The organism is Streptomyces sp. NPDC021224 (genome assembly GCF_044332905.1).
Lineage (GTDB): Bacteria > Actinomycetota > Actinomycetes > Streptomycetales > Streptomycetaceae > Actinacidiphila.
Window position 1 is genome coordinate 33,792 of sequence record NZ_JBIRPW010000011.1, and the last position, 25,753, is coordinate 59,544.

General features: G+C 72.3%; 16 protein-coding genes. 14 read left to right on the forward strand and 2 right to left on the reverse strand.

What is annotated here, in order from left to right; all coding sequences use genetic code 11:
* The first annotated feature begins 7 nt into the window (after nt 1-7).
* From trpB to ACH4PY_RS25445, 9 genes are all read left to right on the forward strand, one after another.
* On the forward strand, nt 8-1,264 hold the full coding sequence (gene trpB / locus ACH4PY_RS25405; protein WP_398187201.1) for a tryptophan synthase subunit beta: 1,257 nt from the start codon (nt 8-10) through the stop codon (nt 1,262-1,264).
* Nucleotides 1,261-2,079, forward strand: a complete 819-nt coding sequence (gene trpA, locus ACH4PY_RS25410) for a tryptophan synthase subunit alpha (RefSeq protein ID WP_398187204.1) — start codon at nt 1,261-1,263, stop codon at nt 2,077-2,079. The genes trpB and trpA overlap by 4 nt, the downstream gene beginning before the upstream one ends.
* 91 nt (nt 2,080-2,170) lie before the next feature.
* Nucleotides 2,171-3,004 (forward strand): DsbA family protein, encoded by an 834-nt coding sequence (locus ACH4PY_RS25415; RefSeq protein WP_398187207.1) that lies wholly within the window; start codon nt 2,171-2,173, stop codon nt 3,002-3,004.
* A gap of 138 nt (nt 3,005-3,142) precedes the next feature.
* Nucleotides 3,143-4,150 (forward strand): prolipoprotein diacylglyceryl transferase, encoded by a 1,008-nt coding sequence (lgt, locus tag ACH4PY_RS25420; RefSeq protein ID WP_398187210.1) that lies wholly within the window; start codon nt 3,143-3,145, stop codon nt 4,148-4,150.
* Nucleotides 4,151-4,266: 116 nt separating this feature from the next.
* Nucleotides 4,267-5,010 carry a VIT1/CCC1 transporter family protein gene (locus tag ACH4PY_RS25425; RefSeq protein WP_398187213.1) on the forward strand — a complete coding sequence of 248 codons (744 nt, stop codon included), beginning with the start codon at nt 4,267-4,269 and terminating at the stop codon, nt 5,008-5,010.
* A 326-nt stretch (nt 5,011-5,336) separates the two neighbouring features.
* Complete coding sequence (gene gltB / locus ACH4PY_RS25430; protein ID WP_398187216.1) at nt 5,337-9,884, forward strand: glutamate synthase large subunit; 4,548 nt, start codon at nt 5,337-5,339, stop codon at nt 9,882-9,884.
* Nucleotides 9,877-11,340 (forward strand): glutamate synthase subunit beta, encoded by a 1,464-nt coding sequence (locus tag ACH4PY_RS25435; RefSeq protein WP_398187218.1) that lies wholly within the window; start codon nt 9,877-9,879, stop codon nt 11,338-11,340. The genes gltB and ACH4PY_RS25435 overlap by 8 nt, the downstream gene beginning before the upstream one ends.
* Before the next feature lie 186 nt (nt 11,341-11,526).
* Complete coding sequence (locus ACH4PY_RS25440; protein WP_398187220.1) at nt 11,527-12,075, forward strand: sigma factor; 549 nt, start codon at nt 11,527-11,529, stop codon at nt 12,073-12,075.
* Entirely contained in the window at nt 12,072-13,214 is a 1,143-nt protein-coding gene (locus tag ACH4PY_RS25445) for a zf-HC2 domain-containing protein (RefSeq protein ID WP_398187223.1), read from the forward strand. Before ACH4PY_RS25440 ends, ACH4PY_RS25445 begins: the two co-directional genes overlap by 4 nt.
* A 28-nt stretch (nt 13,215-13,242) precedes the next feature.
* Here the strand turns inward: ACH4PY_RS25445 and ACH4PY_RS25450 are convergent, their stop codons facing one another.
* Nucleotides 13,243-14,166: a hypothetical protein gene (locus tag ACH4PY_RS25450; RefSeq protein WP_398187226.1), complete on the reverse strand. Its 924-nt coding sequence runs from the start codon at nt 14,164-14,166 to the stop codon at nt 13,243-13,245.
* An 87-nt stretch (nt 14,167-14,253) separates the two neighbouring features.
* Between ACH4PY_RS25450 and pepN the strand changes: the two genes are divergently transcribed.
* The 3 genes from pepN to ACH4PY_RS25465 all read left to right on the forward strand — a co-directional run bounded on the left by pepN (nt 14,254) and on the right by ACH4PY_RS25465 (nt 20,368).
* Nucleotides 14,254-16,761: an aminopeptidase N gene (pepN, locus tag ACH4PY_RS25455; protein ID WP_398187228.1), complete on the forward strand. Its 2,508-nt coding sequence runs from the start codon at nt 14,254-14,256 to the stop codon at nt 16,759-16,761.
* Between the two features lie 558 nt (nt 16,762-17,319).
* Nucleotides 17,320-18,714: a pyridoxal phosphate-dependent decarboxylase family protein gene (locus ACH4PY_RS25460; protein ID WP_398187231.1), complete on the forward strand. Its 1,395-nt coding sequence runs from the start codon at nt 17,320-17,322 to the stop codon at nt 18,712-18,714.
* Between the two features lie 40 nt (nt 18,715-18,754).
* The gene (locus tag ACH4PY_RS25465) at nt 18,755-20,368 is read left to right on the forward strand and encodes a lysine N(6)-hydroxylase/L-ornithine N(5)-oxygenase family protein (RefSeq protein ID WP_398187234.1); all 1,614 of its coding nucleotides are present in this window, start codon (nt 18,755-18,757) and stop codon (nt 20,366-20,368) included.
* Here ACH4PY_RS25465 and ACH4PY_RS25470 read toward each other — a convergent pair.
* A complete protein-coding gene (locus tag ACH4PY_RS25470) occupies nt 20,337-22,163 on the reverse strand; it encodes a bifunctional metallophosphatase/5'-nucleotidase (protein WP_398187237.1) in 1,827 nt (608 codons plus the stop codon). The two genes, ACH4PY_RS25465 and ACH4PY_RS25470, sit on opposite strands and share 32 nt — an antisense overlap.
* Before the next feature lie 236 nt (nt 22,164-22,399).
* Between ACH4PY_RS25470 and pyk the strand changes: the two genes are divergently transcribed.
* Together pyk and ACH4PY_RS25480 are read left to right on the forward strand one after the other, a co-directional pair.
* A complete protein-coding gene (gene pyk, locus ACH4PY_RS25475) occupies nt 22,400-23,842 on the forward strand; it encodes a pyruvate kinase (protein ID WP_398187240.1) in 1,443 nt (480 codons plus the stop codon).
* A 497-nt stretch (nt 23,843-24,339) separates the two neighbouring features.
* Nucleotides 24,340-25,605 carry a branched-chain amino acid ABC transporter substrate-binding protein gene (locus ACH4PY_RS25480; RefSeq protein ID WP_398187243.1) on the forward strand — a complete coding sequence of 422 codons (1,266 nt, stop codon included), beginning with the start codon at nt 24,340-24,342 and terminating at the stop codon, nt 25,603-25,605.
* Nucleotides 25,606-25,753 lie beyond the last annotated feature (148 nt).

A 25,753-nucleotide genomic window follows, 5' to 3' on the forward strand; every position in this document is an offset into this window, starting at 1 on the left:
GACACCCATGCCAGCAGAGCAGGACTTCTTCCTCCCCGACCCGGAGGGTCGAACCCCCAGTGCCGAGGGCTACTTCGGCGCGTTCGGCGGCAAGTTCATCCCGGAGGCGCTGGTCGCCGCCGTGGACGAGGTCGCCGCCGAGTACGAGAAGGCGAAGGCGGATCCCGCCTTCGCCGCCGAGCTGAACGACCTCCAGGCCAACTACACCGGCCGGCCGAGCGCGCTCACCGAGGTGCCGCGGTTCGGCGCGGAGGCGGGCGGCGCGCGGGTCTTCCTCAAGCGCGAGGACCTGAACCACACCGGCTCGCACAAGATCAACAACGTGCTGGGCCAGGCCCTGCTCACCAAGCGGATGGGCAAGACCCGGGTCATCGCCGAGACCGGCGCGGGCCAGCACGGTGTGGCCACGGCCACCGCGTGCGCGCTCTTCGGGCTGGAGTGCACGATCTACATGGGCGAGGTCGACACCAAGCGGCAGGCCCTGAACGTGGCGCGGATGCGCATGCTCGGCGCCGAGGTGGTCTCCGTCACCTCGGGCAGCCGCACGCTCAAGGACGCCATCAACGAGGCCTTCCGGGACTGGGTCGCCAACGTCGACCGCACCCACTACCTGTTCGGTACGGTCGCCGGCCCGCACCCCTTCCCGGCGCTGGTGCGCGACTTCCACCGGGTGATCGGCGTCGAGGCGCGCCGCCAGCTGCTGGAGCGCGCCGGGCGGCTGCCCGACGCGGCGGTGGCCTGTGTCGGCGGCGGCTCCAACGCGATGGGCCTGTTCCACGCCTTCCTGCCCGACGAGGGTGTGCGGCTGGTCGGCTGCGAGCCGGCCGGCCGGGGTGTGGCGACGGGCGAGCACGCGGCGACGCTGACCGCGGGCCAGCCGGGCATCCTGCACGGCTCGCGCTCGTACGTGCTCCAGGACGACGAGGGCCAGATCACCGAGCCGTACTCGATCTCCGCGGGGCTCGACTACCCGGGCGTCGGCCCGGAGCACTCCTACCTCAAGGACACCGGGCGGGCGGAGTACCGCGCGGTGACGGACGACGCGGCCATGCAGGCGCTGCGGCTGCTGTCGCGCACCGAGGGCATCATCCCGGCGATCGAGAGCGCGCACGCGCTGGCCGGCGCGCTGGAGCTGGGCCGCGAGCTGGGCCCGGAGGCCCTGCTGCTGGTCAACCTCTCCGGACGCGGCGACAAGGACATGGACACCGCGGCCCGCTACTTCGGGCTGTACGACACCGACAGCGCTGAGGGGGCGGCCAAGTGAGCGGCACGATCGAACTGCTGGACAGCACCCTCGCGGCGGCGAAGGCCGAGAACCGCGCCGCGCTGATCGCGTACGTCCCGGCGGGCTTCCCGACCGTGGACGGCGGCATCGAGACGATCAAGGCGGCCTTCGACGGCGGCGCCGACATCGTCGAGGTCGGGCTGCCGCACAGCGACCCGGTGCTGGACGGCCCGGTCATCCAGACCGCGGACGACATCGCGCTGCGCGGCGGTGTCCGCATCGCCGACGTGCTGCGCACGGTGCGCGAGGCGCACGCGGCCACCGGCAAGCCGGTGCTGGTCATGACGTACTGGAACCCGGTGGACCGCTACGGCGCCGAGCGCTTCGCGGCGGAGCTGGCCGAGGCGGGCGGCGCCGGGTGCATCCTGCCGGACCTCCCGGTCGAGGAGTCCGGGACGTGGCGGAAGGCGGCCGCCGAGCACGGTCTCGGGACGGTCTTCGTCGTCGCGCCCTCCAGCCGGGACGAGCGGCTGGCCCGGATCACCGAGGCGGGCTCCGGCTTCGTCTACGCGGCCTCGCTCATGGGCGTCACGGGCACCCGGGCGAGCGTCGGCGAGCAGGCGGCCGACCTGGTGCGGCGCACCCGCGCCACGACGGACCTGCCGGTGTGCGTGGGCCTGGGGGTGTCGAACGCCGCGCAGGCCGCCGAGGTGGCGGGCTTCGCGGACGGCGTCATCGTCGGCTCGGCCTTCGTCCAGCGCGTGCTGGACGCCGGTGACGACCTGGCCGCGGGGCTCGCCGCGGTGCGCGCGCTGGCCGCCGAGCTGGCCGAGGGCGTACGCAAGCGGGCCTGACGATCACCCGGGGGAGCGGTTTTCGTCACTCCCGCGGGCGAAAAACGGCGGGGGGAGGCGCTGGGCGCCGCCCCCCGCCGTTGCGCTGGGCGTGAGTGAACGCAATCGAGACGGAAAACACAGCGCCCGCGAGGCCCTGCGCGAGCAGCGTGCCCGGGAGCAGGCCCGGCAGCGGCGCAAGCGGACCCTGATCGCCGTGGTCGTGGTGGCGGCCGTACTGGGTGTCGGAGCGGTGATCGGGGTCGTGGCGACCAACCACGGCTCGGGCAGCGGCGCCCTCCCCGGCACCCCCGCCGCCGCGCCGAGCGGCGCCACGGGCGACAACAGCCTGGTGATCCCGGTCGGCGCCGCGGACGCGCCCTCGGTGCTCACCATCTACGAGGACTTCCGCTGCCCGGCCTGCGACGCCTTCGAGAAGCAGTTCACGCCCACCATCCACTCGCTGGAGGACAGCGGGCAGATGCGCACCGAATACCACCTGGTCACGCTCATCGACGGCAATCTCGGCGGCAAGGGCTCGCTCAACGCCGCGAACGCCGCCGCCTGCGCCCAGGACGCCGGGAAGTTCCGCGCCTACCACGACGTCCTCTACGACAACCAGCCCGACGAGCAGGACGACGCCTTCGGCGACAAGGACAACCTGCTCACGCTCGCCGCGAAGGTGCCGGGGCTGAAGACGGCCGCCTTCACGTCCTGTGTGAACGACGGCACACACGACAACTGGGTGCGCAAATCCAATGACGCCTTCGGGAAATCCGGATTCAACGCCACCCCGACCGTGCTGCTGAACGGCAAGAGCGTCTACGGCAGCGGCCCGGCGCTGACCCCGGACAGCCTCAAGCAGAAGGTCGCGGACGCCAACAAGGGCAAGCCCGCCGGTACGGCGACGGCGGCGCCCACGGCGAGCGCCAGCCCGTCCCCGTGAGCCCTCCGCGGCTCCGCTGACCTGCCCCGGCGGTCACGCGGAGCCGCCGGGGCACGACACTGCGCGCCCGGCCGTTATCCAGACGTAGCCGGGCGGGCTGCCGAGTTCGCGTCCGGCACGGTAGCGTCGGACATTGCCATGGAACTCGCATTCATCCCCAGCCCCTCGCACGGCGTCGTCCACCTTGGACCGGTCCCGCTGCGCGGCTACGCGTTCTGCATCATCATCGGCGTCTTCATCGCCGTCTGGTACGGCAACAAGCGCTGGATCGACCGCGGCGGCAAGGTCGGCACGGTCGCCGACATCGCCGTGTGGGCGGTGCCCTTCGGCCTCGTCGGCGGCCGGCTCTACCACGTGATCACCGATTACGAGCTGTACTTCACCGACGGCAAGGACTGGGTCGACGCCTTCAAGGTGTGGCAGGGCGGCCTCGGCATCTGGGGCGCCATCGCCATGGGCGCGCTGGGCGCCTGGATCGGCTGCCGCCGCCGGGGCATCGCGCTGCCGGCGTACGCCGACGCCATCGCGCCGGGCATCGCTCTCGCGCAGGCCGCCGGGCGCTGGGGGAACTGGTTCAACCAGGAGCTGTACGGCAAGCCCACCACGCTGCCGTGGGGCCTGAAGATCGACGCGGCGCACCGCCCGGACGCCACACCGGACCTGGCCACGTACCACCCGACCTTCCTGTACGAGTCGCTGTGGTGCGTCGGTGTCGCGCTCCTGGTGATCTGGGCCGACCGCCGCTTCAAGCTCGGACACGGCCGCGCCTTCGCGCTCTACGTGGCCGCGTACACGGTGGGCCGGTTCTGGACCGAGCACATGCGCGTCGACTACGCGCACCGCATCCTGGGCATGCGTCTCAACGACTGGACGGCGATCGTCCTCTTCGTCGCGGCGGTGGCGTACCTGGTGCTCTCGAACAAGCTGCGTCCGGGGCGCGAGGCGGTCGTGGAGCCCGGCGCGGTGGAAGCGGCGGAGGTCACGGAGGGCGCGAAGGACGGCGCCGAGTCCGTCGAGGCCGCCGACGCGGACGCCGAGGACGCTCCCGCGGCCGGGACCGGCGCCGGGGCCGAGGCCGCCGATTCCGCCTCCGAGCAGCCGGAAGAGGACGCGGCGGAGCCCGCGGGCAAGCCCGTCGCAGGCTAGTTTTCGCAGGTCAGGGCAGCCTCTCCTTGCTGGCGGGAGGCTGCCTTCGCCTTGTACGGTCGAACCTGTTTCCGGATTCCGCGGTCCTGCGACCGCACGGGGGAGGGGTGGACCGTATGACCAGCGCAGCCGTCGAGGGCGTCACCGGCACCCCGTCCGCGCCCTACCACGTACCCCACCACAAGCACCGGGACGTGTCCGGCGGATGGCTGCGGCCCGCGGTCTTCGGGGCGATGGACGGCCTGGTGTCGAACTTCGCGCTCATGACCGGTGTGGCCGGCGGTGACGTCAGCTCCCGCACCATCGTCGTGACGGGCCTGGCCGGGCTCGCGGCCGGTGCCTTCTCCATGGCCGCAGGTGAGTACACCTCGGTCGCCTCCCAGCGTGAGCTGGTCGAGGCCGAGCTGGCCGTCGAGCGGATCGAGCTGGACCGGCACCCCGAGGACGAGCTGCGCGAGCTGGCCGAGATCTACGTGGCGCGGGGTGTGGAGCCGGAGCTGGCGTACGAGGTGGCCCGGCAGCTGTCGAAGGACCCGGAGCAGGCGCTGGAGATCCACGCCCGCGAGGAGCTGGGCGTGGACCCGGGCGACCTGCCGTCACCGCTGGTGGCCGCGTCGTCGTCCTTCGTGTCCTTCGCGCTGGGCGCGCTGCTGCCCGTGCTGCCCTATCTGCTGGGCGCGGACTCGCTGTGGCTCGCGGTGCTGCTGGCGCTCGCCGGGCTCTTCGGCTGCGGTGCGGCCGTGGCGCGCGTCACGGCCCGGTCGTGGTGGTACAGCGGTCTGCGGCAGCTGGTCTTGGGTGCGGCCGCCGGTGGAGTTACCTTCGTACTCGGAGGCCTGATCGGCACCGCCGTCGGCTGACCGAATTCCGTCCGCGGGCACATCTGTACAAGTCTTGTGTTTCGTGGCCGTTTCAGTCAGCGCCGCACGGGGCATCACTCGGTAACCCAACCGGCAGAGCAGCCAGGGCACCCCTCGGCGACGTCGGTCACCCCCGCGGTACGAGGACGGCCCGAAATGGCCGTTCCATCCCTTCGGTATGTCCATATGATGAAACCGAGTATCCGGTTCTCGAACACTCGGCCATCATGTAACCTGCACGAAATCGCAGAGGGCCAACGTCGTCCCTGTTGCGCATGCCTGGAGACAGGCGATGCTTTCAAGCCAATGACGACGACGGGAGAGCCATGCGTTCGCGTTCCGCGTTCATGGACGGGCACCCCGCCCCGCAGGGGATGTACGACCCCCGCAACGAGCACGACGCCTGCGGTGTCGGCTTTGTGGCCACCCTCACCGGCGAGGCCAGCCATGCCCTCGTGGAGCAGGCGCTCACCGTCCTGCGCAATCTGGAGCACCGCGGAGCCACCGGCGCCGAGCCCGACACGGGTGACGGCGCGGGCATCCTGCTCCAGGTCCCTGACGCGTTCCTGCGTGACGCCGCCGGCTTCGACCTGCCCGCCGCCGGGCACTACGCGGTCGGCCTGGCCTTCCTCCCCGTCGAGCTGGACGACCGCGCCAAGGCCGTCGACGCCATCGAGCGCATCGCCGCCGAGGAGGGCCTGACCGTCCTCGGCTGGCGCGAGGTCCCGGTCGCCCCGGACATGCTGGGCTCCAGCGCGCGCGCCACCATGCCGTTCTTCTCCCAGCTCTTCGTCGCCGACGCCGACGGCGCCGCGAAGTCCGGCATCGAGCTGGACCGGCCCGCCTTCGTCCTGCGCAAGCGCGCCGAGCGTGAGGCCGAGGTCTACTTCCCGTCGCTGTCCGCGCGCACCCTCGTCTACAAGGGCATGCTCACCACCGGGCAGCTGGAGCCGTTCTTCCCCGACCTGTCCGACCGGCGCACCGCCACCGCCATCGCGCTCGTCCACTCCCGCTTCTCGACGAACACCTTCCCGAGCTGGCCGCTCGCACACCCGTACCGTTTCGTGGCGCACAACGGTGAGATCAACACCGTCAAGGGCAACCGCAACTGGATGCGTGCCCGTGAGTCGCAGCTGGCCAGCGAGCTGTTCACCGGTGACCTGGAGCGGATCTACCCGATCTGCACGCCCGGCGCCTCCGACACCGCGTCCTTCGACGAGGTCCTGGAGCTGCTGCACCTCGGCGGCCGCTCGCTGCCGCACAGCGTGCTCATGATGATCCCCGAGGCGTGGGAGAACCACGAGTCGATGGACCCCGCCCGGCGGGCGTTCTACCAGTACCACTCCACTCTGATGGAGCCCTGGGACGGCCCGGCGTGCGTCGCCTTCTCCGACGGCTCGGTCGTCGGCGCGGTCCTGGACCGCAACGGTCTGCGCCCCGGCCGCTACTGGGTCACCGACGACGGCCTGGTCGTGCTCGCCTCCGAGTCCGGTGTGCTGGACATCGCGCCCTCCCGCATCGTGCGCAAGGGCCGGCTGCAGCCGGGCCGGATGTTCCTGGTCGACACGGTCACGCACCGTATCGTCGAGGACGACGAGATCAAGGCCGAGATGGCCGCGCAGAACCCGTACGCCGACTGGCTGGACGCCGGCCTCATCGACCTGGCCGACCTGCCCGAGCGCGAGCACATCGTGCACACCCACGCCTCGGTCACCCGCCGCCAGCAGACCTTCGGCTACACCGAGGAGGAGCTGCGCGTCCTGCTCGCGCCCATGGCGCGCACCGGCGCCGAGCCGATCGGCTCGATGGGCACCGACACGCCGATCGCGGCGCTGTCCGACCGGCCGCGGCTGCTCTTCGACTACTTCACCCAGCTCTTCGCCCAGGTCACCAACCCGCCGCTGGACGCGATCCGCGAAGAGCTGGTCACCTCGCTGATCTCCACGATCGGCCCGTCCGGCAACCTGCTGGAGCCCAGCCCGGCGTCCTGTCGCAACATCACGCTGCCCTTCCCGGTCATCGACAACGACGAGCTGGCCAAGCTCATCCACGTCAACGCCGACGGCGACATGCCCGGCATGAAGGCCGCCACGCTCTCCGGCCTCTACCGGGTCACCGGGGGCGGGGAGGCGCTGGCCGCCCGGCTCGCCGAGATCTGCGCCGAGGCCGACGCCGCGATCGAGGACGGCGCCCGGCTGATCGTGCTGTCCGACCGGCACTCCGACGCCGAGCACGCCCCGATCCCGTCGCTGCTGCTCACCTCCGCGGTGCACCACCACCTGATCCGCACCAAGCAGCGCACCCAGGTCGGCGTGCTGGTCGAGGCCGGCGACGTCCGCGAGGTCCACCACGTCGCGCTGCTCATCGGCTACGGTGCCGCGGCCGTCAACCCGTACCTGGCCATGGAGTCCGTCGAGGACCTGGTCGCCGCGGGCACCTTCCTCAGCGGCATCGAGCCCGAGGCCGCGATGCGCAACCTCATCAAGGCGCTCGGCAAGGGCGTTCTGAAGGTCATGTCCAAGATGGGCATCTCCACCGTGGCCTCCTACCGCGGTGCCCAGGTCTTCGAGGCCGTCGGCCTGGACCGCGACTTCGTGGACACCTACTTCCACCTCACCGACACCAAGATCGGCGGCGCGGGCATCGACGTCGTCGCCGCCGAGGTCGCCGCCCGGCACGCCAAGGCCTACCCGCTCTCCGGCATCCAGGCCGCGCACCGCCGGCTGGAGATCGGCGGCGAGTACCAGTGGCGCCGCGAGGGCGAGCCGCACCTGTTCGACCCCGAGACGGTCTTCCGCCTCCAGCACGCCACCCGCACCCGGCGCTACGACATCTTCAAGCAGTACACCGGCCGGGTGAACGAGCAGTCCGAGCGCCTCATGACGCTGCGCGGCCTGTTCGGCCTGTCCTCCGACCGGCAGCCCGTGCCGCTGGACGAGGTCGAGCCGGTCTCCGAGATCGTCAGGCGCTTCTCCACCGGCGCCATGTCGTACGGCTCGATCTCCCGCGAGGCGCACGAGACGCTCGCCATCGCGATGAACCAGCTCGGCGGCAAGTCCAACACCGGCGAGGGCGGCGAGGACCCGGACCGGCTGTACGACCCGGCCCGGCGCAGCGCCATCAAGCAGGTCGCCTCCGGCCGTTTCGGCGTCACCTCGGAGTACCTGGTCAACGCCGACGACATCCAGATCAAGATGGCCCAGGGCGCCAAGCCCGGCGAGGGCGGTCAGCTGCCCGGCCACAAGGTCTACCCGTGGGTCGCCACCACCCGGCACTCCACCCCGGGCGTCGGCCTGATCTCCCCGCCGCCGCACCACGACATCTACTCCATCGAGGACCTCGCCCAGCTCATCCACGACCTGAAGAACGCCAACCCGAAGGCGCGCGTTCACGTCAAGCTGGTCTCCGAGGTCGGCGTCGGCACGGTCGCCGCGGGCGTCAGCAAGGCGCACGCCGACGTGGTGCTGATCTCCGGCCACGACGGCGGCACCGGCGCCTCGCCGCTCACCTCGCTCAAGCACGCGGGCGGCCCCTGGGAGCTGGGCCTGGCCGAGACGCAGCAGACGCTGCTGCTCAACGGGCTGCGCGACCGCATCGTGGTGCAGACCGACGGCCAGCTCAAGACCGGCCGCGACGTCGTCATCGCCGCGCTGCTCGGCGCCGAGGAGTTCGGCTTCGCGACCGCGCCGCTGGTCGTCTCCGGCTGCGTCATGATGCGGGTGTGCCACCTGGACACCTGCCCGGTCGGCGTCGCCACGCAGAACCCGGTGCTGCGCGACCGCTTCTCCGGCAAGCCGGAGTTCGTGGTGAACTTCTTCGAGTTCATCGCCGAGGAGGTCCGCGAGCTGCTCGCCGAGCTGGGCTTCCGCAGCATCGAGGAGGCCGTCGGCCACGCCGAGGTCATCGACGCCGGCCGCGCGGTGGACCACTGGAAGGCCCAGGGCCTGGACCTCGCCCCGCTGCTGCACGTGCCCGAGCTGCCCGAGGGCGCCGTCCGGCACCGCATCACCGAGCAGGACCACGGCCTGGCCAAGGCGCTCGACAACGAGCTGATCAAGCTCGCCGCCGACGCCCTGGACAGCGGCGCCCCGGTCCGCGCGCAGGTCGCCATCCGCAACGTCAACCGCACGGTCGGCACCATGCTCGGCCACGAGGTGACGAAGAAGTACGGCGGCGCGGGCCTGCCCGAGGGCACCATCGACATCACCTTCACCGGCTCCGCGGGCCAGTCCTTCGGCGCGTTCCTGCCCAAGGGCATCACCCTGCGGCTGGAGGGCGACGCCAACGACTACGTCGGCAAGGGCCTGTCCGGCGGCCGGGTCGTCGTCCGCCCGGACCGCGGCGCCGACCACCTCGCCGAGTACAGCACCATCGCGGGCAACACCATCGCCTACGGCGCGACCGGCGGCGAGCTGTTCCTGCGCGGCCGCACCGGCGAGCGGTTCTGCGTCCGCAACTCCGGCGCCACCGTCGTCTCCGAGGGCGTGGGCGACCACGGCTGCGAGTACATGACCGGCGGCCGGGCCGTCGTCCTCGGCCCGACCGGGCGGAACTTCGCGGCCGGCATGTCCGGCGGCATCGCCTACGTCCTGGACCTGGACCCGGCGGCCGTCAACCGCGGCATGGTCGAGGTCGAGGCGCTGGACGCCGACGACATCACGTGGCTGCACGACGTGGTGCGCCGTCACGCAGAGGAGACCGGCTCCACGGTCGCCGAGCGGCTGCTCGCCGACTGGGGCGGCGCCCTCACCCGCTTCGGCAAGGTCATGCCGAGGGACTACAAGGCAGTGCTCGCCGCCAAGAACGCCGCCGAGCAGGCCGGACTCTCCGAGTCCGAGACCACCGCGAAGATGATGGAGGCGGCAAATGGCTGACCCCAAGGGCTTCCTCACCACCGGCCGCGAGGGCGCGCCCACCCGCCCGGTCGAGGAGCGCAAGCAGGACTGGAACGAGGTCTACGTTCCCGGCGGGCTGCTGCCGATCATCACCAAGCAGGCCGGCCGCTGCATGGACTGCGGCATCCCGTTCTGCCACAACGGCTGTCCGCTCGGGAACCTGATCCCGGAGTGGAACGACTACGCCTACCGCGAGGACTGGCAGGCCGCCTCCGAGCGGCTGCACGCCACCAACAACTTCCCGGAGTTCACCGGGCGGCTGTGCCCGGCGCCCTGCGAGTCCGCGTGCGTACTCGGCATCAACCAGCCGGCCGTCACCATCAAGAACGTCGAAGTCACCATCATCGACAAGGCCTGGGACGCCGGTGACGTCACCCCGCAGCCGCCCGAGCGGCTGTCCGGCAAGACCGTCGCCGTCATCGGCTCGGGCCCCGCGGGCCTGGCCGCCGCCCAGCAGCTCACCCGCGCCGGGCACACCGTCGCGGTGTACGAGCGGGCCGACCGCATCGGCGGGCTGCTGCGCTACGGCATCCCCGAGTTCAAGATGGAGAAGCGGCACATCAACCGCCGCATCGAGCAGATGCGCGCGGAGGGCACCAAGTTCCGCACCGGAGTGCAGATCGGCACCGACCTGGACGCCGCGAAGCTCGCCAAGCGCTACGACGCGGTCGTCATCGCGGCCGGCGCGACCGTCTCCCGCGACCTGCCCGCCGAGGGCCGTGAGCTGAACGGCGTGCACTACGCCATGGAGTACCTGCCGCTGGCCAACAAGGTGCAGGAGGGCGACTTCGTGACGTCCCCCATCACCGCCGAGGGCAAGCACGTCGTGGTCATCGGCGGCGGCGACACCGGCGCGGACTGCGTGGGCACCGCCCACCGCCAGGGCGCGCTGTCGGTCACCCAGCTGGAGATCATGCCGCGCCCCTCCGACGACCGCCCCGCCGGCCAGCCCTGGCCGACGATGCCGGCCGTCTACAAGGTCACCTCCGCGCACGAGGAGGGCGGCGAGCGTGTCTACGCCGTCAACACGGTGAAGTTCACCGGCGACGAGGAGGGCAACGTCCGCGAGCTGCACCTGGTCGAGGTCGTCTTCCAGGACGGGAAGTTCGTCCCCCAGGAGGGCACCGAGCGGGTCGTCCCGGCCGACCTGGTCACCCTCGCGATGGGCTTCACCGGCACCGACCAGTCCAACGGCCTGGTCGACCAGCTGGGCCTGGCGCTGGACGCCCGCGGCAACATCGCCCGCGACGCGAACTACGCGACCAACGTCGACGGTGTCTTCGTCGCCGGCGACGCGGGCCGCGGCCAGTCCCTCATCGTGTGGGCCATCGCCGAGGGCCGCTCCGCGGCGAAGGCGGTCGACTCCTACCTGACCGGCCTGCCCTCCGCGCTCCCGGCCCCGATCCGCCCCACGGACCGGCCGCTGACCGTCTGACGGTCCCCTGTGTGTCCCGCACAACGACGTGCGGTGCAGTAACACCACAGCGCCCACCCCTCCCCGACCACGGAGGTGGGCGCTGTGTGTTGTTTCCGGGACCGTTGCCGTCTCCCGGCGGACGGGGGTGCCGGCGACGCCACGGCGCTAGAGTGGTACTGCCTGTAACCGGGAGTGGAGGCAGCGATGGCGGATCCGCCGGACGACCCGAGGCTGTGGGAACGGCGGATCCAGCAGCGTCTCGCCCGCGGCGAGGCCGCCGCGCTGGGCGAACTCTACGACCGGCACGCGCGGTTGGTGCACGGTCTCGCCGTCCGCCTGCTCGGCGAGGAGAAGGCGGCCCAGGAGGTCGTCGTCGAGGTCTTCCGCGACGTCTGGGAGGATCCGGCGCAGTTCGAGCCGCGGCGCGAGCGGCTGCCGAAGTGGCTCGCCGCGCGGACCTACCAGCGCGCCGCCGCCCGCGCCGCCAGGGACTCCCGGCCCGCGGACGACGCCGACCGGGCCGCCGGGCCCGCGGGGACCACCCCCGCCGGGCTCTTCGCGGCCGCCGCCGTGGCGCGCTCGCTGCCCGAACCGGTGCGGTCGGCGCTCCAGCAGGCCCTGGTGCGCGACGTGAACTACCGTCAGCTGGCCGCCGAGCTGGGCATCAGCGGCGAGGAGGCACTGCGCCGCCTGCGCGCGGGCCTGCAGGTCGTGGCGGCCCGGACGGGCGCGGCGGGGAAGGGCGGGCGATGAGCGACAGGACCTACGACGACCACCCCCGGGTGCGGCCGCTCCTGGAGGCCTGGGCGCTGGGGGTGTGCGCACCGGAGGAGGCCGCACTCGTCGAGGAGCACCTCGGGGGGTGCGACGGGTGCGGCGCCGAGCTGCGGGAACTGGACGCCGCGCTGTCCGCGCTGTACGCGTCCGAGGAACTCGAACCGCCCGCCACGCTGCGTTCCGAGGTGCTCGGCGTCTGCCTGAGCAGCCGCTCCCCGCAGGTCGCCGTCCCGGACTACGCCCAGCCCTACGACAACGAGACCGCGCGGCTGGACACGCTCCTGCGCAACCTGACCGGCGAGCAGTGGGGCGCGCCCGTCGATCTGGAGTGGCGCCAGGAGGAGAAGAGCGCCGAGCGGCGCACCTCCGTGTCCGGTGTCCTCGGCCATCTGCTCGCCGTCGACGGCATGGTCTCGGCCTCGCTGGGCCTGCCCGACCCGTTGGGCGACCAGGACAAGGCCGTGGGTCCCGACCTGCGGACGGAGGAGATGTGGCGGCAGCTCGACGGCGACGGGCCCGGCTCCGTCGATCCCGCCGCGGGCGACGACGCGCGCCGGACGTGGCGCGAGCACGCCTACGAGCTGATCCGCACCTGTGCCTTCGGCGGCGGCGGGGTCGCCGACATCCCGGTCCCCTACGGCGAGGGCGTGGTGCTGCCGCTGCGCCTCGCCATGCTCGACCGGGCCTTCGAGACGTGGATCCACGCCACCGACATCGCGGACGCGGTGCAGCACCCGTATCCGCCGCCCGTCCCCGAGCACCTGCGGACGCTCATCTCCGTGGCCGTGCAGATGCTCCCCTCGGTGCTGTCGGCCCGCCGGCAGGCCGGACTCGCCGCGCCACCGCGTCCGGTGACCGACCCGGGAGCACCGGCCCGCAGCGTGCGCCTGGAGATCGAGGGCGAGAGCGGCGGCGAGTGGTATCTGCCGGTGGACGTACCCGAAGGCCCGGCGGGGGCCGACAACTGCGTCGGCCGCGTCACGCTGCCGGAGGTCGTCTTCTGCCGCCTGGCGGCCGGGCACATCGACCCGGAGGCCGCCGCGGCTGACCACACCGGGGACAGCGCGGCCGTGCGCGAACTGCTCTACGCCGTGGCCTCGATGAGCAGACTGTGAGCGGTGCGCGGCGGGCCGCCCGCCGCGCTCACGTGTCGAGCGCCAGTTCCGCCCGGCACAGCGTGCACCTCGCCCGCACCCGCCCCCGGCAGGGGAGCCGGAGGCGCTGGAAGCAGTGCGGGCACGGGAAGGAGACCTTGACGCCCGTCGGTCCCGGGGCGAAGTCGTACCCCGGGCCGGAGGCCGTCGCGCGGCGGTCGCGGGCGTAGCGGCGGCGGGCGGTCCAGGGCGCGGCGGCGAGGGGGGCGGCGCGCAGGTCCGCGTCGTGGCGCTCGCGCCCCGCGCGGTAGGCGTCGACCGCCTGCGGGGAGCGGAACCACGGCTCGGGGTCCTCCGCGAAGAGCGCGGCCCGCTTGGCCAGGACGTAGCCGAACTCCTCCGGGGTGAGGTAGCCGAGTTTGTACGCGGCGCGCGTGACGCGGTCGCCGACCACCGCCGCGTCCTCGCGGTAGGCGTCGAGCAGCAGCCACCCGGCCCCGAGGTAGGTGGTCGCGGTGTCGGTGAGGATCTCGTTGTCGCGGGTGCCGGGCAGGAAGAGGCCGAGCCGGTGCAGGTAGACGTGCATGACCTCGTGCGCGAGTGCCGCGCCGATGTCGCGCCGGTCGGTCTTGAAGCGGGCGTGCAGTTCGACGAAGTACTCGGGTCCTGCGGCGAGTTCGACGTTCCCGGCGTGGACCATGTCGCGGAAGCCCACGACCATGCGGGCGTCCGGCAGCCGGAAGTGCTGGACCATCGCGTGGGCGATCCGCTGCGCGCCGAGGTAGAGGTCCTCGTCGGCGGGGAAGGCGGCGGTCTCGGGGCGGACGGGGGCGGCGAAACGCCGTACGCCGTCCGCGGACAGCCGCCGGTGGAGCGCGGTGAGCGCGGTCCGTACGGTGTCCAGGTGCGGGAAGCCGTGCACGATCGGCCCGCCCCCGGTGCCCTGCTGCGTGTCCTCGGCGTGCCCGGCCATGGCCACCTCCCCCTACGCCGACGAGCCTACGCGCCGCCCGGCGGCAGCGCTTACCGGGCGGCGGCCCGGTAGGGCAGCATGAGCCGCATGCCTGTTCTGACGCACGCCGAGGCCGAGACCCGCGCCCGTGACCTGTCCGTCCACCACTACGCCCTCGACGTCGACCTGACCCGCGGGGACGAGGTGTTCGCCTCCACCGCCGTGATCCGGTTCGAGGCCCGGCGCGGGTGCGACACCTTCGCCGAGATCCGCCCCGCCGCGCTGCGCCGCGTCGTCCTCGACGGCCGGGAGCTGGATCCCGCGCAGCTCGACGACAACCGGCTGCCGCTGACCGGCCTGACGGCGGGCGAGCACGAGCTGACCGTCGAGGCGGACATGCCGTACTCCCGTACCGGCGAGGGCATGCACCGCTTCACCGACCCCGCGGACGGTGAGGCGTACGTCCACAGCCAGCTGTTCATGAACGACATGCAGCGCGTCGCCGCGTCCTTCGACCAGCCGGACCTGAAGGCCGTCTTCGACGTGACGCTGACCGTCCCGGAGGAGTGGACGGTGCTGGGGAACGGCGTCGCGACCCGTACCGCGCCCGGCCGCTGGCAGCTCGCGACGACCCCGCCGCTCGCGACGTACTTCGTGGCGGTCGCCGCCGGGCCCTGGCACTCGGTGCGCACCGAGCACGCCGGGCTGCCGTTCGGCCTGCACTGCCGCCGCTCGCTCGCGGAGTACCTGGACCGGGACGCGGCCGCGCTGTTCGACATCACCCGGCGCTGCTTCGACCGTTACCACGAGCTGTTCGACGAGCCCTACCCGTACGACTCGTACGACCAGGCGTTCGTGCCGGAGTTCAACGCGGGCGCCATGGAGAACCCCGGCCTGGTGACCTTCCGCGAGGCGTACCTGCCCCGGTCGGCGGTCACCCCGGCCGAGGAGCAGTTCCGCGCCGTGGTGATCGCGCACGAGATGGCGCACATGTGGTTCGGCGACCTCGTCACGCTGCGCTGGTGGGACGACATCTGGCTGAACGAGTCCTTCGCCGAGTACATGGGCTTCCAGGTGCTGTCGGAGGCGACGTCCTTCACCGGCACATGGACGGACTTCGCCGTCGCCCGCAAGGCGTGGGGGTACGACGCCGACCAGCGGCCCTCGACGCACCCGGTCGCGCCCGACCCGGCGGACGTGCCCGACACCGCGTCCGCGCTCAACAACTTCGACGGCATCTCGTACGCCAAGGGCGCCTCCGCGCTGCGGCAGCTCGTCACCTGGCTCGGCCCCAAGGCCTTCACCGCCGGGCTCAACACGCACTTCGCCCGGCACCGCTTCGGCAACGCCGACCTCGCCGACTTCATCGACTCCCTCGGCAGCGCCACCGACCGCGACGTGCCCGCGTGGGCCGCGGCCTGGCTGCGCACCTCCGGCATCGACACGCTCACCCCCGACACCCCGCCGGGCGCACCCGAGGGCCACTGGCGGCTGGAGATCCGCCACCGCGGCACCCGCCCGCACCGCGTCGGCGTCGGACTCTACGACCGGGCCGTCGCCGACCCCCGCACGCTGGTGCTGCGCGAGCGGCTCACGGTGGACGTCGCCGCCGGGTCGGTCGGCGAGCACCACGACCTGCCCGGTCCGCGGCCCGACCTGATCCTGCTCAACGACGGCGACCTCACGTACACCAAGGTCCACTTCGACCCCCGGTCGTGGCAGACGCTGCGCGACACCCTCGGCGGCCTGCCCGACCCGCTGGGCCGGGCCGTCGCCTGGAACGCCGCGCGCACCCTCGTCCGCGACGGGGGCCTGCCGCCCGCGGACTACCTGGACCTGGCCGCCGCCCACCTGCCGGGCGAGCCCGAGCCCGCGATCGTCGAGGCCGTCCTCACCTTCGCCCGCGCCCTCGTCGCCGACCAGTACCTCACCCCCGACGCCCGCCCCGCCGCGCTGCGCACGCTGGCCACCACCGCCCGGCAGCTCCTCGCCGCCGGGCTCGACGGCACCCGCCTGACCGCGACCCGCGCGCTGGTCGACTGCGCGTACGACGAGGAGTCCGTGACGGAGCTGCGCGGCTGGTACGACGCCGGCGCGATCCCGGGCGGCGCCCCGCTCGACCCCGAACTGCGCTGGCGGATGCTGCTGCGACTGGCCGTCCTCGGCGCCGCCTCCGCCGCCGAGATCGACGCGGCGCTGGCCGCCGACCCGAGCGCCACGGGCCGCGAGGGCGCCGCCCGCTGCCGGGCCGCCCTCCCCACCGCCGCGGCCAAGGCGGCCGCGTGGGAGGCGATGTTCACCGACGACACCCTCTCGAACTACCTCTTCGCGGCCCACGCCCAGGGCTTCTGGCAGCCCGAACACGCCGCCCTGACTGCGGAGTACGTGTCCCGCTACTTCACCGACGCCCCGCCGCTGGCCGCCCGCCGCGGCACGGCGATCGCCTCGGAGGCGGGGCGGGCGGCCTTCCCGTCCACAGCGGTGTCCTCCTCGACCCTTGAGCTGGGCAGCGCATGCCTGGAGTCCGGCGGCCTGACCCCCGCACTGGCGCGTGCGCTGGCCGACAAGCTGGACGACCTGTCCCGCACGCTGCGCGTCCGCGGGGCCGCGGGGTAGCCCCCCGGGGCTGCCCCCCCGCGCGGTGCCCGCCGCGACCGTCCCCCGGCGGGGGCCGAGCGCGCAGTTTCCCGCGCCCCTAGGTGGTTGCCACGTGCGGTGGCAGCTCGCCTTCCCCCGGTGGGGGGCTGAGCGCGCAGTTCCCCGCGCCCCTGAAAACGGCAACTCTCGCCCGCAGCCGCGCCCCGAGAAACGAGAACTGTCCCCCGTAGCCGCGCCCGGAGACACTCACCCCCACCGGCTGGCAGCCGCTAGTCCGGCCTGGAGGGGGACGGTGCGGGGTGCCCCCGCAGGAATGCGCTGGGAGGGGCTCACCTACTACGGGTGAGGGTGAAGGCGCATTCCGAGGAGGTGCCCCGTGGCGGCCCCCGACCCCACCCCTGGGGCAGGGGCGCGATGCTCTGCCGGGTACCAACCAGGGGCGCGAGGAACTGCGCGACAAGCCCCCACCGCAGGGAAGGTCGCGCGGCGAACCGCACAACGCAGCCCGGAGCGAAAAACCCCGTACCGCCGCACGCAGTGACTCGTTGGGCTCTCCGGGAGAGAGGACGGGTCGAGATGGAGATGCCCGCGCTGGCCGGAGGCCGGCACGGGGCCGCGGAGCTGCGGCCGCTGGTCGAGACGGTGCTGGCCGCGTTGGAGGAGGGGGCCGCCGCGCGGGGCGGCCCGGTGCCGGCCGGCGGCCCGGGGGAGACGGCGCGGCGGGTCGCCGGGGCGATGGGCCGGCCCCTGCAAGGCCACGGCACGGGCGCCCACGAGGCCCTGCACACGCTCGTACGGGAGATGGCCCGGGGCGCGGCGGACCCGGCGGACGCCTACTGCGCCGCCCACCTGCACTGCCCGCCGCTCGCGCTCGCGGCAGCCGCGGAGCTGGGCGCGGCGGCGCTGAACCCGTCGCTGGACTCGTGGGACCAGGCGCCCGCGGCGACGGAGATCGAGGGGCGGGCGGCGGCGGTGCTGGCCGCGCTGGTCTACCCGGATCTGCCCGCGCCGGACGCGCTCATGACGACCGGGGGGACGGAGTCGAACCAGCTCGCCCTGCTGCTGGCCCGGGAGCGCGCGGCGGGTGGCCCGCGCGTGCAGGTGGTGTGCGGCGCGAACGCGCACCACAGCGTGCAGCGCGCGGCCTGGCTGCTGGGTCTGCCGAAGCCGATCGCGGTGGACACGCCCGCGGGCGTGCTGGACCCGGCGGCCGTGGACGCCACGCTGGACGAACTGCCCGGCCGCGCCCTGCTCGTGGCCACCGCGGGCACCACGGACACCGGGGCGATCGACCCGCTCCCGCAGCTCGCCCAGACCGCCGCGCGGCACGGCGCGGAGCTGCACGTGGACGCGGCCTACGGCGGGCCGCTGCTCTTCAGCCGGCACGAGGCGCACAAGCTCGACGGGCTCCAGTCCGCGGTGTCGGTCACCCTCGACCTGCACAAGCTGGGGTGGCAGCCGGTCGCCGCGGGGCTGCTGGCCGTGCCGGACGCCGCCGCGCTGCGTCCGCTGGGCCACCAGGCCGACTATCTGAACGCCGCCGACGACACCGAGGCCGGCATGCCCGACCTGCTGGGCCGCTCGCTGCGCACCACCCGCCGCCCGGACGTGCTGAAGATCGCGGTCACGCTGCGCGCGCTGGGCCGCGACGGTGTCGCCGCGCTGGTCGACGCGGTGTGCGGGCACGCCCGGGAGCTGGCGGCGGCGGTGGAGCGCCACCCGGAGCTGGAGCTGTACGCGCCTCCGACGATCAGCACCGTGCTGTTCCGCCCGGCGGGCGCCGACGACGAGCAGGTGGCGGCGCTGCGCCGGGAGCTGATGTACGAGGGCCGGGCGGTGCTCGGCCGCGCGGCCGCGGACGGCCGGCTGTGGCTCAAGGCGACCCTGCTCAACCCGCACGTCCGCCCGCAGGACCTGGACGCCCTGCTCCGCCTGGTGACCGACGCGCGCACCCGGCAGACGCAGAGCTGACCCACCGGGCGCAGCACCACGGAAGGAAGGCCCCGCCCCGATGAACGACCCGACCCCGCAGCCCGCGGAACCCGCCCCGGCCGCCCGCCCCGCGGACCCGGCCCCGGTCCCGCACGCCCTGCCCGCCGTTCCCGGACCCGCCGTTCCCGGACCCGCCGCCCCGGGAGCCGGCGCCCAGCTGCCGCCCGCGCCGGACCGGGCGCCGTACGCCGCTCCCGGGCCCGAGGAGGAGGATCCCGAGCCCTTCGACCTGCTCGGTATCGGTGTCGGCCCCTTCAACCTCTCGCTCGCCGCGCTCGCGGACGCCGTGCCGGGGCTGGCGGCCGCGTTCTACGACCAGCGGCAGGCCTTCCACTGGCACCCGGGCCTGCTGGTGGACGGCGCCACGCTGCAAGTGCCCTTCCTCGCCGACCTGGTGACGCTGGTCGACCCGGCGAGCCGCTGGTCGTTCCTGAACTACCTGAGGTCGCGCGAGCGGCTCTTCCCGTTCTATTTCGCCGAGCGCTTCCACATCCACCGCGCCGAGTACGACGCCTACTGCCGCTGGGTCGCCGACGCGCTGCCGTCCACGCACTTCGGGCAGCAGGTGGACACCGTCCGGTGGGATCCGGGGCACGCCCGCTTCGAGGTCGACCACACGCAGCTCGACGCGCACGGCGAGGCCGAGGCGCTGGGCCGCACGTACGCCCGGCACCTGGTGCTGGGCGTGGGCACGGCCCCCTACGTGCCCGAGCCGCTGCGGCCGCTCGCGGAGGCGCCGACCGTGCCCGTCGTGCACTCGGCGGAGTACCTGCCGCAGCGCGAGCGGCTGCTGGCGGCCGAGCACGTCACGGTGATCGGCTCGGGGCAGTCCGGTGCCGAGGTCTTCCTGGACCTGCTGCGGTCGCGGCCGGTGGGGCGGGAGGCGATCACCTGGCTGGCGCGTACACCCGCGTTCGCGCCGATGGAGTACAGCCGGCTCGGCCTGGAGCACTTCACGCCGGACTACACGCGCTACTTCCACGGCCTGCCCGAGCAGGTGCGCGACGGGCTGCTGCCGCGGCAGTGGCAATTGCACAAGGGCATCGACACCGGGACGATCACCGCGATCCACGACGAGCTGTACCGCCGCACCCTGGACGGCGGCTGGCCGGACGCGGTGCTCACACCGGGGGTCAGCGTGCGCACGGCGGGGCGGATCGGCACCACCGCGATCGAGCTGCACCTGGAGCACGCCGAGCAGGGTGCCCGCTCCCGGCTGGTGACCAACGCCGTGGTGCTGGCGACCGGTTACCGGGAGCGCCCGCTCGACGGGCTGCTCGGCCCGCTGGAGGACCGGCTGCTGCGCGACGCGGCGGGCCGCCCCCGGGTGGACGCCCGGCACCGGCTGGAGCTGGACCGCTCGGTGACGGGCCGGATCTACGTGCAGAACGCCGAGCGCCACACCCACGGTGTCGGCGCCCCGGATCTGGGCCTGGCCGCATGGCGCTCGGCGGTGATCCTCAACGACCTGACGGCGCTGCTGGCCGGCGCGGAGCACTACCCGCTGCCGGCCAGGACCGCCTTCACCACGTTCGGCCTCGGCGACCCCGCCCGTACCCGCGCCGCCGGGAGCGGGGGAGGGGCCGCCGGGACCGAGACGGCTATGCGAACACCGGCACTCCGGCGCGGGTGAGCCGCCACTGGTCGGCGGGGAAGGACGCCGGGTCGATGCCGCCGTGCGCCTGGACCCAGGCGATGATCGTGTTGCGGATCTCGTCGGAGTTGGACCACACCGACTGCGCCGTGGCCACGTGCGGGTAGTTGCTGCCGCCGCTGGAGCGGTAGTTGTTGACGGCGAGCACGAACTGCGCCGCCGGGTCGACCGGCTGCCCGCCCGCGGTCAGGTTGACGATGCGCGAGCCGGCCGGCTGGGCGATGTCGATGTCGTACGACAGCCCGCTGAGCACGTCGTAGCTGAAGTCGGGCGTGTTGTTGGCGTTGGTGAGCTTCGCCGGGTCCACGGGCGCGTCCGGCGCGGTCTGCACGAAGTACGCCGCGGACCACTCCAGGTAGTCCTTGATCTGGGCGCCGGTGAGGATCTTGGCGTCCAGGGTGTTCTCGTAGACGTACAGGCCCGCGACGTCACGCAGCGAGACCTGTCCGGCCGGGATGGCGGCGGTGCGGGAGAAGGGCGAGGCCTCGGAGATCACCGGCAGGTCGGCGTACTGGGTGCCGGCCAGCGCGGCCTTCACGGTGTCGGCCTGCACCAGGTTGAGGAAGTCGATGATCGGCGTGTCCTTGTACGTGGACTCCGCCGCGGACATCGCGACGGTGCAGGTGCCGATGATCTGGTTGACGTAGTCCACGACCTTCTGGTGCTCGTCCCGGACGAGCCGCGCCACCTTCGGGTCCTCGGCGACGGTGTTGGCGTTGCGCACCTCGGCGGTGACCGAGGTGACGTGCCAGCGGCCGCGGTCGAAGGTGAGGTCGATGTCGAAGACCGACAGCCGCATGCCCCAGTACAGCGGCTCGGACAGCACGACGGTCTTCCCGGTCTCCTCGTTGACCACCAGGGTCTGCGGCCGCTCGACGTGGGTGTGGCCGACCAGGATCGCGTCGATGCCCGGCACCTGCGCGGCGACCTGAGAGGACGCGTTCTCCGGGTAGGGCACGGCGTCGCCGTACGTGGTGCCGCCGTCCAGGCCCGAGTGGTCGGTGCAGATCACCACGTCGCAGCCGAGGGCGCGCAGCTTCGGGACGTATACCTTCGCCTGCTCCACCAGCCCGGGGAAGGCCATCTTGCCCTGCACGTTGGCCTTGTCCCACACCGCGATACCGGGGTTGGTCAGGCCCAGGATGCCGACCTTGACCGGCGGCAGCCCGTGCACCTTCAGCTCCTTGACCAGGTAGGGCGGGAAGGCGGGCTTGAGGGTCTTGGCGTCCACGGCGTTGGCGGCCAGCAGCGGGAAGTCGCACTGCTCCTGGAAGGCGCGCAGCAGCGGGATGCCGTAGTTGAACTCGTGGTTGCCGAGCGCGGCGGCGTCGTACTTCATGTGGTTCATGGCCAGCGCCATCGGGTGCTGCGGGCCCTTGCGCGCGCCGGTGATGGGCTCGACGCGGGCGAAGTAGTACGACAGCTGGGTGCCCTGGATGATGTCGCCCGCGTCGATCAGCAGCGTGCGGTCGTGGCCCTTCTCGGCGCGGGCCTGCTCGACGAGGGTGGCGATCTTGGCGAGGCCGACGTCGTTGTGGGTGGCGTCGTCGTACTCGGCGTTCGTGAAGTAGTCCCAGTTCACGGCGTGACCGTGCAGGTCGGTGGTGCCGAGGACGCGCAGCCCGAAGGTCTTCTGCCGCCCGTGGCCGTGGTCCTTGCCGGACTCCGCGGCCTGCGCGGGGGAGGCGGCGACCGCGCCCGCGGTGCCCGCGAGCGCGACGCCCGCGCCGGTGGCGGCCGAGCGGTTGATGAAGTCCCTGCGGTTGAGCGGCATGTCGTTCTCCTTGACGGTTCGCGGGCGCTGAGGCACAACGCGCGTAGATTGTGGACCAACGACAGGGCGGAGCAACAGGCCTTGCAGGTTAACTACTGCTGTCGCCCGTACCGGTGTGCTCATCCGAGCGGACCCGTGCACACTTCGAAAGTTGTCAACAACCGTTAATTCAGGCGTCGTTGGGCAGTTGCCCGTAGAGGCAGTGACTACCAACCGGTAAGTCATACGCTCGATACATGCGCCGAGCCAAGATTGTCTGCACCCTGGGACCTGCCACCGACTCCTACGACCAGATCAAGGCACTGGTCGAGGCCGGAATGGACGTGGCACGCCTCAACCTGAGCCATGGAAGCTACGCCGAGCACGAGGACCGCTACCGACGGGTGCGCAAGGCGTCCGACGAGATCGGTCGCAGCGTCGGCATCCTGGTGGACCTTCAGGGCCCGAAGATCAGGCTCGGCCGTTTCGCCGAGGGCCCTGTACTGCTTGAACGCGGTGACCTGTTCACCATCACCGCCGACGACATCGAGGGCGACCAGCAGATCTGCGGCACCACGTACAAGGGCCTGCCGGCCGACGTGGCGCGCGGCGAGCGGATCCTGGTCGACGACGGCCGGGTCACCCTGGAGGTGACCGACGTCGAGGGGCCGCGGGTGCACACCATGTGCATCGAGGGCGGCCTGGTCTCCGACAACAAGGGCCTCAACCTGCCGGGCGTCGCGGTGTCCGTGCCGGCGCTGTCCGACAAGGACATCCGCGACCTGCGCTGGGCGCTGCGCACCGGTGCGGACGTCATCGCGCTGTCCTTCGTGCGCAGCGGGCGGGACGTGGACGACGTGCTGCGGGTGATGGCCGAGGAGGGCCGCCGGGTCCCGGTGATCGCCAAGATCGAGAAGCCGCAGGCGGTCGACAACCTGGAGGACATCGTCGACGCCTTCGACGGCATCATGGTCGCCCGCGGTGACCTGGGCGTCGAGATGCCGCTGGAGGCGGTGCCGCTGGTGCAGAAGCGCGCGGTCGCGCTCGCCCGCAGGAACGCCAAGCCGGTCATCGTCGCCACCCAGATGCTGGACTCGATGATCGACAACTCCCGTCCCACCCGCGCCGAGGCCAGCGACGTGGCCAACGCGGTCATGGACGGCACGGACGCGGTCATGCTGTCCGGCGAGACCAGTGTCGGCAAGTACCCCGTCGCGACCGTCAAGACGATGGCGCGGATCGTGCGGGCCGCCGAGGAGGACATGCTCACGGCCGGCCTCGCGCCGCTCACCGACTCCTCCAAGCCGCGCACCCAGGGCGGCGCGGTGGCCAGGGCCGCCGCCGAGATGGGCGACTTCCTGGACGCCCGATTCCTGGTGGCCTTCACACAGTCCGGCGACACCGTGCGCCGGCTGTCCCGCTACCGCTCGCCGATCCCGGTGCTGGCCTTCACCCCGGAGCCGTCCACCCGCTCGCAGCTCACCCTGACCTGGGGCGTGGAGGCCTTCCTCGGCCCCATGGTGCAGACGACCGACGAGATGGTCCGGCAGGTGGACGAGGAGCTGCTGCGGATCGGCCGCTGCAAGAAGGGCGACGTCGTGGTCATCACGGCGGGCTCGCCGCCCGGAATGCCCGGCACCACCAATATGGTCCGGGTCCACCACATCGGTGTCGATGAGCTACCGCCGCGTAATGGGTGAACTCGAAATAGCTCCTGACTTCTTCCGCGCCCCCGCCGGCCACCGCCCGCGGGGGCGCGGGTTTTTCGGCCTCCGGGGGCCCTGCAGATATTTGCCCCTCGACTGCAATTAACGCTGCGTAACGTGCTCGCAATAAACATTCCCGGCGCCCGGCCGCACGGCCCGCCGCGGTCCCGGCCTGTCGCCGCCGCGGCCCCGGCCTGGGGCGTCAAGGCCCTCGGGGGTGTTGCCCCACACGGGAAGTGCGGTTTTCACTATCGGGGCGCCTCGGTGGCAAGTGGGCTATGTACGAAAAGTCCCACGGAATCTCAAGAGAAGCTCAAGAGTTTCGGATCGGCATAACAAGACAGTCACACTCTTGGCCACACCTATGCCGAATGGCGCGAACCAGGCCTAGAGTCACGGCCAGTCACCGCGCCACCGGATTTGTCAGTTCGGGTTCCGCGCGCGACTTCGGCTTCTCATCAGAGAAGCCGTGTCAGGGGAAAGGACTGACCGTGCGACAGCGTTCCTTGCTGATTCTGACCTCCGTGGTCGCCGCCGGAGCCCTCACGCTCTCCGCGTGCGGCTCGCGCAGCGACGACGACAAAAAGGGCGGGGACAGCGGCGGCACCGGCAGCAGCAGCGCTGCCTCCGGCGACAACATCACGGTGGTAATCGGTGTCGACGCACCGCTCACCGGTGCCAACTCCGCCACCGGCCTGGGCATCCAGTACGGCGTCAAGCTCGCCGTCGACGACGCCAACGCCAAGAAGCTCGTCCCCGGTGTGACCTTCCAGGTCAAGGCGCTGGACGACAAGGCGAACCCGGCCAACGGCCAGCAGAACGCCACGGCGTTCGTCTCCGACAAGAGCGTCATAGCCGCCGTCGGCCCGCTGAACTCCAACGTGGCCCTGACGATGCAGCAGGTCTTCAACGACGCCAACATGGTGGAGATCTCGCCCTCCAACACCAACCCGGCGCTGACGCAGGGCAAGGACTGGGCGTCCGGCAAGAAGGTGCGCGCCTTCAAGACCTACTTCCGCACCGCCACCACCGACGCCAACCAGGGCAACTTCGCCGCCGACTACGCGGTCAACACGCTCAAGAAGAAGAACGCCTTCGTCGTCGACGACAAGCAGACCTACGGCGCGGGCCTCGCGGCCATCTTCAAGGAGAAGTTCGCCTCACTCGGCGGCAAGGTCGTCGGCACCGACCACATCAACACCGGTGACAACGACTACTCCACCCTCGTCACCAAGATCAAGAGCTCGCACGCCGACATCCTCTACTACGGCGGCCAGTACGACGAGTCCGAGCTGATCACCAAGCAGCTCAAGGCGGCCGGCGTGAACATCCCGCTCATGGGCGGCGACGGCATGTACTCCGACACGTACATCAAGACCGCGGGCAAGGCCGCCGAGGGCGACATCGCGACGTCCGTCGGCGTGCCGGTGGACACCCTGCCCGCCGCGCAGGACTTCATCAAGGCGTACAAGTCGAACAACTACCCCGGTGACTACGGCACCTACGGCGGTTACTCGTACGACGCTGCCACCGCCATCATCAAGGCGGTCGGCCAGGTGGTCCAGGCCAACAACGGCAAGCTGCCCGACGACGCCCGCGCGAAGGTCGTCGACGGCGTGCAGAAGGCCGACTTCGACGGCATCGCCGGCCACATCTCGTTCGACGAGTTCGGCGACACCACCAACAAGCAGCTCACGGTCTACCAGGTCAAGAACGGCAAGTGGGTGGCGGTCAAGTCCGGCGTGTACACCGGCTGACCGACCCCGGCACCACCAGGGCCGCGCGGCCGGTCGCACCGACCGCGCGGCCCGCAGCACATCCGGGCCCCCGCCGACCGGGCGGGGCCCGCCACCGGTCCCACCCTGTCACCCGTCCCCGTCCACCCAGCGACATGGAGGCCATGCG